Origin of the sequence: Bacteroides sp. PHL 2737, assembly GCF_004115325.2 — a bacterium.
GTDB classification, from domain to species: domain Bacteria; phylum Bacteroidota; class Bacteroidia; order Bacteroidales; family Bacteroidaceae; genus Bacteroides; species Bacteroides hominis.
Map to the genome: position 1 here is coordinate 238874 of NZ_CP040630.1, position 11544 is coordinate 250417.

The 11544-nt window shown below is 51.4% G+C and carries 10 protein-coding genes; all 10 read right to left on the minus strand.

Annotated features, from left to right (window positions below; all coding sequences use genetic code 11):
- Nucleotides 1–105: 105 nt before the first annotated feature.
- The 10 genes from DBK98_RS01000 to DBK98_RS01050 all read right to left on the minus strand — a co-directional run bounded on the left by DBK98_RS01000 (nt 106) and on the right by DBK98_RS01050 (nt 11538).
- On the minus strand, nt 106–2208 hold the full coding sequence (locus DBK98_RS01000; protein WP_128900035.1) for a type IA DNA topoisomerase: 2103 nt from the start codon (nt 2206–2208) through the stop codon (nt 106–108).
- An 89-nt stretch (nt 2209–2297) separates the two neighbouring features.
- Nucleotides 2298–3818: a DUF4099 domain-containing protein gene (locus tag DBK98_RS01005; RefSeq protein WP_009040569.1), complete on the minus strand. Its 1521-nt coding sequence runs from the start codon at nt 3816–3818 to the stop codon at nt 2298–2300.
- Nucleotides 3819–4163: 345 nt separating this feature from the next.
- Complete coding sequence (locus tag DBK98_RS01010) at nt 4164–5351, minus strand: clostripain-related cysteine peptidase (RefSeq protein WP_025813761.1); 1188 nt, start codon at nt 5349–5351, stop codon at nt 4164–4166.
- Between the two features lie 305 nt (nt 5352–5656).
- Nucleotides 5657–5884, minus strand: coding sequence for a hypothetical protein (locus DBK98_RS01020; protein ID WP_008766541.1), 228 nt, complete (start codon nt 5882–5884; stop codon nt 5657–5659).
- Between the two features lie 125 nt (nt 5885–6009).
- On the minus strand, nt 6010–6702 hold the full coding sequence (locus DBK98_RS01025; RefSeq protein WP_008640895.1) for an SIMPL domain-containing protein: 693 nt from the start codon (nt 6700–6702) through the stop codon (nt 6010–6012).
- A 176-nt stretch (nt 6703–6878) separates the two neighbouring features.
- On the minus strand, nt 6879–7166 hold the full coding sequence (locus tag DBK98_RS01030) for an HU family DNA-binding protein (protein WP_008760198.1): 288 nt from the start codon (nt 7164–7166) through the stop codon (nt 6879–6881).
- A 125-nt stretch (nt 7167–7291) separates the two neighbouring features.
- Complete coding sequence (gene mscL / locus DBK98_RS01035) at nt 7292–7714, minus strand: large-conductance mechanosensitive channel protein MscL (RefSeq protein WP_008760197.1); 423 nt, start codon at nt 7712–7714, stop codon at nt 7292–7294.
- An 82-nt stretch (nt 7715–7796) separates the two neighbouring features.
- On the minus strand, nt 7797–8489 hold the full coding sequence (locus DBK98_RS01040) for an MIP family channel protein (protein ID WP_008766545.1): 693 nt from the start codon (nt 8487–8489) through the stop codon (nt 7797–7799).
- Between the two features lie 85 nt (nt 8490–8574).
- Nucleotides 8575–9735 (minus strand): OmpA family protein, encoded by a 1161-nt coding sequence (locus DBK98_RS01045; protein WP_025813754.1) that lies wholly within the window; start codon nt 9733–9735, stop codon nt 8575–8577.
- Between the two features lie 564 nt (nt 9736–10299).
- On the minus strand, nt 10300–11538 hold the full coding sequence (locus DBK98_RS01050; RefSeq protein ID WP_025813753.1) for an OmpA family protein: 1239 nt from the start codon (nt 11536–11538) through the stop codon (nt 10300–10302).
- Between the last annotated feature and the right edge of the window lie 6 nt (nt 11539–11544).

Consider the following 11544-nt stretch of genomic DNA (forward strand, 5'->3'; position numbering starts at 1 on the left):
TACGGATATAAAAACTTGAATTCCTGTGGGCTACCATTGTCTATCAAGAGCCGTTCGTGCTGCAGAGCCGGGCGGCTTCCGCTACGGAGATCCAACCGATGCCGTTCATCGCCTGTGCTCCTTTCCTTTGGACTTGTCCGTGTGAGGCGGGAACCCGTATACGATGCGGAAGTCCTTGTCGAAAGTGAGGTATGCATCGAAGGGCTTATCCTCCCTACTCCTGAATCCTTTGATCAGGGCAGTCCTGCCTTTGGTCACGAGGTCGGTAATCTGGCTGTCGGTGAGCTGCTTCTCCCCCTTGTTGCGGAAGACGGTAAGGGAACAATCGACGTTGCTGCACTTGGCGACCTTCGGGTAAAGGAGGATGCGACCGGAACGGCACTTGGGGCACGGGATATGTCCGCCGTCCGCCACCGATACCTGCACTTGCAGGAGTTCTTCGGTAATCTGGGCGGCATAGACCTCGATGGCCTTGCGGAAGCTGTCGGGATTCATCTCCCCGCTCTCGATCTTGGCGAGGGCGGTCTCCCACTGCCCGGTCATCTCGACATCGGCGATGCGCTTGTCCTTCACTATCTGATACACGGCAAGCCCCTTGTCCGTCGGCACGAGGCTCTTCTTCTCCCGGCGCACGTAGTCACGGGCAAAGAGGGTCTCGATGATGGAGGCACGGGTGGCGGGCGTGCCGATACCGTTCCCTTTCAAACTGTCTCGAAGCTCGTCGTCCTGCAACTCCCTGCCGCAATGCTCCATCGCCGAAAGGAGGCTGCTCTCGGTGTGCAGGGGACGGGGCTTGGTCTGTTTCTCCACACACTCCGCCGATTGCAGGGGGAAAGCCTCGTCGGTCTGCAAAGTCGGCAAAGCGGCTGTTCCCTCGTCGTCCTCCTCCCGCTCGTTCCGCACGGCACGCCATCCGGCGGATCTGACGACCGTCCCCTTGGCGGTGAACACGCTGTTCCCTGCCGTGAAAGAGACGGTGGTAGCGTCCTTGAGGCAACGGGCGGAGAAGGCTTCGAGCAGGCGGGCGGCTACCATGTCATATACCGTGCGTTCGTCGGCGGACAGCTCGCCGGGCAGACACTCGGTGATGATGAGCGCATGGTGGTCGGTGACTTTCCCTGCGTCCACACTGCGGCGGTTGAGCGAAGCTCCTTTCAGGGCGGCGGCATGGGCGGCGAAAGCCGGGTACCGCTCCAGCAGGGCGATACGATCGGGTATCTCGTCGAACACATCGTCCGATAGGTAGCGGGAGCCGGTACGGGGGTAGCTCAACACCTTCTTCTCGTAAAGCGACTGGGCGATGGAGAGGGTCTTGTCTGCCGAGAAGCCGTACCTGCCGTTCGCCTCTTTCTGCAAGGCGGTCAGGTCATAGAGCAAGGGAGGTTCTTGGCTCACCTCCCTGCGCTGCAAGTCGGCAACCTCCACCGTCCCCGTTGCGGTTACAGCGCCGAGAGCGGCATTTGCCGCCGGAAGGGTTTCGTAACGCAATTCAGAGATGGCGGCGAAGGGCGTGCCGTCCTTTTCAGCCGTGACCTTCAGCCGGTAATAGGTCTGCGGGGTGAAATCCCTGTTCTCCAGATAACGGGAGCAGATCATCATCAAGGTGGGTGTCTGTACCCGTCCGAGGGAGTAGATGCCCTGCCCGGCGGCGATACTGAGAGCTTGGGTGGCGTTTAATCCAATCTCCCAGTCGGCGATAGCACGGGCTTCGGCGGCACGGTAGAGGTTGTCGTAGTCGCTTCCGATTTTGAGGTTGTCCAGCCCTTCCCGGATGGCACGGTCGGTCAGCGAGGAGATCCAGAGGCGCAGGCAGGGTTTGCGGCAGCCAAGGTAATTGTAGATGTACCGATGAATGGCTTCACCCTCACGCCCGGCATCGGTCGACACGACGATACGATCGGAACGGTCGAAAACCTCCCTGATGACCTTCAACTGTTTGAGTACGCCGGGGTCGGGCTTGTACTCCTTGCCCTCCCGTATCTGGCGGGGGATGTACTTGAACTCCTGCGGCAGAATGGGCAGGTTCTCACGCCGGAAGCCCGCATAGCCGTATGCTTCGGGCATGGCAAGCTGGACGAGATGGCCGAACGCCCAGGTAACGAGGTAGCCGTTACCTGAGAGGTAGCCATCGTGCCGCTCTCGGACATTCAACACGTTTGCTATATCCTTCGCTACGGAAGGCTTTTCAGCGATAACTGCTGTAATCATATTTCTTTAAAATTTAACGGTTTGACAAAAGTTATCCCGTCGTCCGGACGGGATAACCGTGTAATTCATTTACAGAGTGGCGGGGGAAATCAGCGGCGGACACCCCGGCTGCGCTTGGGCTTGTCGGGCTGTTCCTGCTTCTGTGACTGTTTCCGTTCCTCTTTCTGCTCCTGCTTGCGCTCCTGCTGCTGTTTCTGCTCCCCGGTGGGGCGCTGCTGTGCGGATTGCAGGGCTTCTTTCAGGTTGCGGGTCGCCTCTACGGTCTTGCCCTCGGAATTGACCGCCACCTGCACCTCGTTCTCCACGGCGGGCTTGACACGCCCCTCTTCGAGTGCCGCCTTGTAGTCCTTGGGAAACATGAAGGCGGGCTTCTCGCCGGGCTTCCATGTGATGTAGCCTTGGTAGGCTTTTCCTTTCTTGTCCACCAGACCGGAGACCTTGACCGTTCCCCCGGCTTCGAGTTCGAGGCGGGACTTCTCGGTAAGCTCCTGCTTGCGGAAAGTCTTCGGCACCTCCTGATTGGCGGTCTGTTTCAGGTTCGTCTTGTACGCATCCATCGCCAGCTTGCCCCGGTCGCCGAAGAGAAATTCGAGCTGCATCTTGGCTGCGCTGAACTGTACGGGAGCCGGGTAGATCTTGGGTTGCTCCCCCTCCTTGGCTCTGGAAAGGAACTGGCAGACCACCGCCTCGCCCTGTTTGAGCCGGGCTATTTCGTCCGGGGTGAAGGTATGCCCGTTCTTCTCCGCCGGGATATTGACCTTGGAGAGCGGGAAAGCGACCAGCTCGTTGGTCTTGAGGTTGCGGCTGACAAGGGCTTCGACCTGCTCGCCCGCCCGGTTGGTGACGGTCGCCGGGTGCCCCATGTTGCCCGTCTGCCGGAGCACCTGCTTGTCGGAGTCGGTGATGTCGTAACCGAAGAACTGCTTCTGCATCTTCTCCGGGTCGAGGATGCCGTGGCTGCAAACGGTCAGCCTGCCGTCCGTGCCGGGTTTGAGCGAGAGCTGGCTATCGTTGCTGTGCGAGATGCCCTCGAAGTGGAAATGCACCCGGACGGTCTTGTCGGTCTGGAAGCCCCGGAGCATCTGGTCGAGCATCCCGTTGCCCTCAATCTGTTCCCGCTGCACGCCGAGGGCAGCGAGGCTGTTCCAGTCGATGTCCTCCGGGCGGTACTTGTACTGCGGGTTCTGTTCGGTCTGCCCGGCGGACTGCTGCGGCGCATCCTCCGGCTGTTGCTGCTGCCCGGCTTGGGTCTGCTGCTGTGCCTGCACGGGCGGCTGCACCTCGTACTGTGCGAGGAGCGGCTCACCTGTCTTGACCGACCGGCTCTCCCGCTGCCGGAAATCGGCGGCTACCCGCTGCACCTCCTCTTCCGGCACACGGAAGAAATGGAAGCGGGTCGGATCTTTCAACTGGCTCCAGAGGTTGGAAAAGAAATTTGAAAACATATCGCCGTGGCGATCCACCCGCAGGAGGTCGTTGTTGTCCTCCAGTGGGTTCTTGGTCTGTAACTCGCCGTCCTTTACTCCGCTGACGGCTTGGAGCGTGCCTTTCTCGTCCATGACGAGCAGGATGTCCATTAACTGCTGGCTGCTGTCCGGTTGTTCGTCCATAATCTGAAAAAATTAAATGGTGAATATTTTTAAGGTTCCGATTGAAACCGGACGTAAAGATATGGGATGAATGCTGGAAACGTGCAATTTACGGCTTAGGTATCCTCGTTTGTCCTCCTGTTCGTAGATTTGTCACATTCCGGTTCGAGAGTAATTGAAGTTTTGATTTTCTCGTGACCTTTTTACCCCGAATAAACTGTAAATAAAAATATCACTGCAAAATTATATATGGTACATACGTGTAGAATTATTTTCGATGCTGTCCGAACTTATCGGAAATTTTATGAAGAAAGGGGAATATTTGCGTCATACGCGGGTATTTTCATCTGTCCGTTTTCCACGGGGTTATTCGTGTGTGGCCTTGTACCAAGAGGTCGTACCTTTCAGTAAGGCCATGGGATTGGTGCTCGGGTCCGAGATCGTTATACCCGAGAAAGTATGTATGGGAAGGGGCCCTTTGGTCCTGGAATAAAATTTACCCGTATGGGTTTTATAGGGAACAAGCCGCTCCAGCTGTTCCCTGAAGCGGGCTGTCAGGACAGGGTCAGAGCAGAGGGTGAGGACATAATCGGCAAAGTCATAAAAGATGACGGGGGTGTATCCGTCCAGTCCCTGGAGTTCTCCTTGTAGGGAATCATCGAAAACATACCTGTCATTGATACTTTTCATGATAGCAGCCATATTATCTAATTCAGAGCAATCTGTCACAGCCAGTGTCCCGCAGGGCATCATTTCATAGGTTGAATAAAAGTCGTGGAATCCTTCGCAAAGGGATCCGTAATCAGGATTTCCCAGCAGGAACTCCCCCACAGTGGCGTAAGACATTCCGTATGCCATCATTTCACTGGTAGAGGCTATAAGAAATCTTGTGGCTTCTTTCAGTTCATAGGCAACCTCTACGGATGACATATAGCAATCGTCAAACAGGATATACTCCATTTTGACGCCCGCGCCTACAATCCCCCGGGCCAGGGTACCCACGTCCGTTTGGAACTCCCGGGTCAGTCCCCCGAAATAGCGTGTCAGCGGCTGCTCCTGATACTCCCAATGCTTTTTCATCCGGAAAAGGGAATCCGCCTGTGTACCGTCCACGGGAAGCCATCCCATGCCATGGGAACCTATGATCATAGCGTAAACCGGAGCAGGAGCAAATTCCTGCACGTCGTTCAATATCCCCGTTATGCCCTCCACCGTAGTAAACCCCGAAGTGCCATACCTTTTCAGCGTTTTACGATCGCACTTTCCTTTGGAATGTATGATCTCAAACATCGTGGCTTCCGTAGAGCTCGTGGACATAAACACGAGAATTCTTTCATGCTCCAGCCCCCTTCTGCTTACACACGCCTCCATATCCGCGATATTGGTGTAAAAATAGCCTGTCAGGTCAGTGGACCACGGCAGAAACATGAATAACGTTTTCCGATTTTCCATGGCTTCCCCGAGCTCTTCCTTTTCACATGAAAGAAAAATAAGGGAACAGCACACGAAAAGCAGGATACTGGTCCATGTATAAATTTTCCGTGGAGCTTTCATCTTGCGTATGCGATTAATCGGTGAAAAAATGGTTGACACTGCCCGATTTTACAACCAGATAAGGTCCCTTTACCGCCAGGCTACGGCAAAAAAGGACCCCGGATCCATGTCATATGTTCAAGAGAAATCTCCGGGGCATATTTCCCGGAATTCCTCCGGAGCGGAAATATCTTCCTCGGATATTTCCACGTGTTCCACGCCGTCCTGTCCTCTTATCATGCAGGAAAACATCTCCGCCCCGTCCAGACAGGAAAATACCTCGTGCCTCGGTTCTCCGTTTTCAAACCAATAAACGCAATATTCCTTCATCGTAGTAAAAAATCAGTATTTACCGGCACGATCTCAAGTTCGATACCGAATTCTTCCATCTGCTGACGGATATTCCCGCAAGCCAGTTTCTCCCTGGCCGCTTCAATCCCCGTGAAGGCATCGTATCCTTTCGGTGCGGATACAATTTTCCCTTCTAATACCGCATGGGTGATCTCCCCTCCGGCTTTTACCCCGGCATTCATAATAAAGTAATAATCTTTCATCTTATCGTGAGTTGAATCTATTAATCTATTTACCGGTCAGAGAAAAGGCCGGATATTTCACCGCAAACCCGAATGCCCGTTATCTTCTCTTGCAAGTCCATTCCGGGATTTGTTATAATAACGGTTCATCGATCCACGATCCCGAACCGGACCAGCATCGAATATCTCTTTTTTATCGTGCGGCTTCTCTCAAATGGGGGCGGGGCAACCGATAAGATATGACCTTGTGCAAACATCTCTTTTCCAGCATCCCCTCCTTCCACGATGCGGATGATCTCACCCGGCCTCTTACCTATTGCCTCCAGCAGGTAAACCGCCTTTTCCCGTGCCGCTTTCAGTGCTTCTATCTTGCCCTTCCTGTGATAGGACAGGATATCCCTATGTTCCAGTTTATCTATATACATCGTATGAATTCCTTTTGTGTCCACCCGTTTTAAAATTTCATCAATCAGTGTGAAGTCACGTAACGTGACATCAAATGATTTGGAAACCAGAAAATCCTGTCCCGGCTTACGCCAATTATCGCCCACATCCTTTGTGCGGATTGCCTCCCGTGGCACTCCGACTATTTTCAAAACCTGCTTCAATTCCTCCTCTATCCTGGTAAGAGGAACCTTCGTCCGATATTCTTCCGGTTTGGATACGCCATCAAACTCTTCTTCGAAGTACTCCCTTATTTCGATAACGTAATGAATCCTGTCAGGAACTACCTCTATCTCGGAAGTACCGGTTACCTCTATATAACGTTCGCCCACCTGAGCGGGCAGCGGAAAGGGAATGAACATGGAGATCAACAATAAAAGATTGAAAACACGCATAACAGTCTATTTACAGGTTTACCGGGAATCTACATGATCGTCCGGTCATCTATGATCCTGTAGTCCATATCTGAACGGGGCTGGAAAACAGGAGTAAAACATGATTGATAAATTTCCATAAAACACATTAAAATCCACCCCTCCCTGACAATGGAAGGGGTAGATTCACTCCCGGTCTATTTTCGATTATCTTCTTTCCGGAGAACCAAGAAAGACTCCGAGGGTTTAAAATGAGGGACCTTGCGAGCCGGGATGCATATGGTTGTGTGCTGTTGGATATTCTGTGCCTTCTTTGCCGCCCTTTTCTTCAAAGAAAAGGTCCCGAATCCGCGCAGGAATACAATTCTCTCTCTGCCGAGTGCATCCTTCACGCATTTCATGAAACTCTCGATTACCAGGCCAACGGTCCTGCGATCGATTCCAAGCTCCTCAGAGACCCGGTTTATAATATCTGCTTTAGTCATATCTGAATTTTAATGTTCACACTATTTTTATCATTCAGGGACAAAGGAAAATTTCCACCGCCAAGGAGTAGCCTGTTCCTCAGATATGTTCCTGCCCGATACCGTCCATACCGTTTGAATAAACGTCATTGTTTCTTCAGCAAGTCACGTATTTCTGAAAGTAACTTTTCCTCGTTGCTCGGGACAGGTGGGGGCAAGGGTGTCTCTTCTTTTTTGCGCCTGAGATTGGAGAGCAGGCGGATGAACAAGAAAATGGCAAAAGCGATGATCACAAAATCCAGCATGGTCTGTATGAAGTTTCCATAGTTTATCGTGACGGCCGCCTGTTCGACTCCATCAACTACCCTGGCGGGTTCCAATTCCCATCTCAGTTCCGAGAAGTTGGTTCCGCCTACCAGCAACCCTATCGGTGGCATGATGATGTCTGCCACCACTGAAGATATTATTTTCCCGAAGGCACCGCCAATAATCACACCCACGGCCATGTCTACTACGTTTCCACGCATGACAAACGCCTTAAAATCCAGTAAAAAACTACTTTTTGACATCTTTTTTTATTTTAGTTGATAATAATGTATCAAACAAAGGTGGATAACAGAGAAACGTGTCTCGGGGTCATCCACCTTCCCTTCATCGTTGTCTGTCGCTATGCTGAGAAATGGCTTTCCACACTATGGCACTGGCCAGACCTCCTGTCAGTGGAGCGACGATAAATAGCCAAAGCTGTGAGATCGCGCCTCCTCCCTCGAAAAGTGCGGGTCCTATGCTGCGCGCGGGATTTACTGATGTTCCGGTGATGGGAATACATACGATATGCACCAGGACAAGCGTCAGCCCGATGACCAGGCCCGCCAGTTTACCGGCCCCTTTCTTTTTATCCGTGGCTCCCAGCGCCACAAGAACGAAAATAAACGTAAAGACGGCCTCAGCGATAAAGGCCTGCAACATTTCCCCCTCAACAAAGCCGTTGCTCCCTGTCATGGTAGGGCCGGCATGTGGCCCCGTAGATACCAGTATGAAAAGTACGGCTGATCCGAGAATCCCCCCGATTATCTGGAAAATAATGTATAACAGGGCATCCTTGCCCCCCATTCCTCCCGAGCAGTACATGCCCAGTGTGATCGCCGGATTTATATGGCATCCGGATATTCCGCCAATAGCGTATGCCATGGCGACCACCGACAGCCCGAAGGCTATGGCAACTCCCAGGGTACCCACCCCGGTGGTGACCGCACCGGGCATATCCCCGGCAAAAACAGCACTTCCGCATCCCATCAAAACAAGGACCATTGTCCCGATCATTTCAGATACATACCTGTTCATAGCATTTCAAATTACGTGTAGAATAAATATAGTTAATACATTCTGTTCAAGTGAATGCATCTTTCCGGTATTTTCCGGATCGCATTTAACGGCTACTGGATTCCGTTCCCGCGTTGATCGTACAGATGCTTACCCGGTTCCAGTCGGGCTCCTCGAACATGTTCCCTACTCCCTGGCCCTCGGCTACAATCCGTTCTTCTGCAATTCCATACTTGCCCACCAGGATTTTTTTCACGGCCTCCGCTCTTTGTCGGGCGATCCGCTCGTTAACTTCCACGCTTCCCTCAGGAGAGGCATAACCCTTGATGAGCACACTTGCTCCCTTATGGTTCTTTAAATAAGTAGCGATACGTTCGACATTCGGGAGTTGGGAGTTGTCAACTGTCGTCCTGCCCTGGCGGAAAGTTATGACGGATTCCAGCGTCTTTTTAGTGTTGTCAATGGTGTCTTTCACAATTTTTGGTTCCTGGTTGCGGCATTTGTCCAGTGCGGCCTCCAGTTCCGTTACCTTTCGCACTGCCTCCTGCAATGCCTTGGCATCTTTACCGGCCTGTGTATGAAGTTCATTAATTTTTGCGTTCAAGACATCCACCTCCTGCTGGTCGTAAGCTCTCACTTTTGTAAAGTGGTGTTTCCCGTTACTGCATCCGAAATGATACTTCAGACCAACGGATATTTCCCATACGGCCCGTCCGGAATGGAAACGTACGGCTTCGGAACCCATAGCATTCATGTCATAGACCAGGGCAGGTTTCAGTGCCAATGTCCATGCCTTGCTCTCTCCCAGGTTGAAATTAAAGTTCAGGCCCAGTTTTGTTGACATGCTGTTCTGATCGGAACCCGTTTCCCGGTTCATATAATAATGCAACCACCCGATTCCGGCCACCGCTTCGATTTCAAAAGGTCTGGGAACCCCGGTATAGGTCCCAAGGAGATTGTTCAGGTTCACCAACCCCAACAGACTGACATTGGAGCGGTCGAAAATGGTCCTGCTTTGTGAGGTGTTAAAGCTTCCGACCGCCTCCAGACCGAAACCGAAAACCGGTGTCAATTGTTTATTCAGTTCTATCCCCGTGATCGGGCGCATGTTTCCAAAGAAAGAATGATGTGTTAACGGGGTTGTTCCTCCCGCACTGATCCCGATGGACCAGTTGTCCAGAAACTTGTTACCCTCTACTGCAGTCTGGGCATTTGTGTGATACATAAAAACACCAGACAAAAACAAACTGATAAAAATTTTCTTCATCATAAGGTTTAATTTTTAATTATTTTGCAAAAATCGAAATTTATTCAAAAACACATGTTTTCATTCCAGCTCTTTTTTTTGTCATTTTAGCTCTTTAATGCAAAGAAACTGGCTGTATGGATGACCTTCAGAAGTGATTCTTTTTCTTTTGGAAGAAGTGGCATTCAAAAGAAGAGTATTCATAAGTTTTAATATTTTGATTGTTAAACTACAAAGACACAAGTTTTTTCCATTCATGTGAATCACAAGTATTATCATGAGCGATCATTCTGCCTGCTTCCCCATGAAAAACAGTGTCGATCTGTTTATTAGCAATGCAAAAACATGGACAATTATATTTATAATTTTGCAGCAATACAATCATAGCATAAGCGGTTTTATGCTTATTAATCATTCTCGATAATCATCTAAACCTGTTGCACGTCCATCCAGTCATGTAAAGTAAAATTCCCAGGCCTGGCGGAGAAATGCCCCGTATTACTCCTCCTGACCTGGGAATAGAATGATGCGGATGAGATTCCCGCACTGTTTCAATCCATTTTCATCACTATCTGAACATTCGGGTTATTTGCTATCCAGGGCATTCCAATAATCCATGTTGGTAACCCGTTCCAGCAGGACTTTTCTGTCCCCTTCACGGATATTGTCCGCAGCAGTGGCGGAGATAATGGCCGCACGCTTACCCACGCCACGCCATTTAATCATCCGGGCGGGAACTCCACGCCCGATCAGGGCGGCATGCACCTTTTCAGCACGCCGTGCGGAAAGGGTCAAGTTATAGGAGTCGCTTCCTTTGGCGTCCGTGTAGCCCGTGATAAGGAAACGGCTGTCCGGATAGCTTTTCAGTAGCTCTGCCAGCCTGTCAAGCGTTCTTTCCGAAGTGGCTGTTATGACATCCCTGTCAAATTCAAAATGGATATTCTCCAAGAGATCACACGCCATAGTGTCAATAATGGCCGGAACCTCCACCTTTTTCTCAACCACCCGCTCGACGATTCTTTCCACGGGTTTCTCTATCTCCACATATCGTACCACCGGAGCCGCATGTTTGCTCTTTCCGCCAATACGCCAGATGACACTGGCAGAAACCTGAACGAAGTGGGGAAGCCCCTTCTGCACGGGCAGAAGGTATTCACCTTGTAACCCCAGCCCGAACGAGTTGCTTAACCAGGCTTTCACACCCGCCCCGAAAGACAGGGGAACAAACGAGTTTTTGTCGGATGAACGCCCGTCAGGATTCCAGATGTCGGAAGACTCCCAATATGCCTGTCCGGTTGGATCATCCTCAAAGTTGCCGCCATATACGGAAGCAAAGTCTTTATGCAGATAGTTCACACCTACCCTGAGATAAGGTTCAACCCATTGGGATCTGAGCAGGGGAGTAAAGCGGAATTGTAGCCCCAGTCCCCCCATGTACAGTAAATCACGTTTCCTGTCATCACCTGCGGTACGGTTGTTGTTTTTCGTCAAACCGACGCTTCCCTGCAAATCCAGGTAAAACCACCGGTTCAATTCCCGTGCGATGTACAAGTTTGCCCCTCCCATCAGATGATTCGCTTTCAGGTTATAAAAGTAGTTGTCCGGCGTACTCCGGAAACCAGTGACTGACACCCGACTCCAGTTTATCAGCGAACCGCCGAGACCGATCTCCCAGGCTTTTGATTCCTTTTCTGACAGTCCGTCATGCGTCACCTCTGCCTGGAGAGGCACACGACGGGTCGTTTTCGTGTCCTGTCCTCTCACCGCCAGAGAGACCAACAGCAAGGAGAGACACACAAAGCATATCGTTATTTTTTTCTTCATATTCAA

Excerpts from the sequence above, each read along its gene's own strand:
- DBK98_RS01025 (WP_008640895.1), bottom strand. The coding sequence starts at position 6,702 with ATGCGTGTTTTCAATCTTTTATTGTTGATCTCCATGTTCATTCCCTTT.
- DBK98_RS01045 (WP_025813754.1), bottom strand. The coding sequence starts at position 9,735 with ATGAAGAAAATTTTTATCAGTTTGTTTTTGTCTGGTGTTTTTATGTAT.
- DBK98_RS01000 (WP_128900035.1), bottom strand. The coding sequence starts at position 2,208 with ATGATTACAGCAGTTATCGCTGAAAAGCCTTCCGTAGCGAAGGATATA.
- DBK98_RS01020 (WP_008766541.1), bottom strand. The coding sequence starts at position 5,884 with ATGAAAGATTATTACTTTATTATGAATGCCGGGGTAAAAGCCGGAGGG.
- mscL (WP_008760197.1), bottom strand. The coding sequence starts at position 7,714 with ATGTCAAAAAGTAGTTTTTTACTGGATTTTAAGGCGTTTGTCATGCGT.
- DBK98_RS01050 (WP_025813753.1), bottom strand. The coding sequence starts at position 11,538 with ATGAAGAAAAAAATAACGATATGCTTTGTGTGTCTCTCCTTGCTGTTG.
- DBK98_RS01005 (WP_009040569.1), bottom strand. The coding sequence starts at position 3,818 with ATGGACGAACAACCGGACAGCAGCCAGCAGTTAATGGACATCCTGCTC.
- DBK98_RS01030 (WP_008760198.1), bottom strand. The coding sequence starts at position 7,166 with ATGACTAAAGCAGATATTATAAACCGGGTCTCTGAGGAGCTTGGAATC.
- DBK98_RS01040 (WP_008766545.1), bottom strand. The coding sequence starts at position 8,489 with ATGAACAGGTATGTATCTGAAATGATCGGGACAATGGTCCTTGTTTTG.
- DBK98_RS01010 (WP_025813761.1), bottom strand. The coding sequence starts at position 5,351 with ATGAAAGCTCCACGGAAAATTTATACATGGACCAGTATCCTGCTTTTC.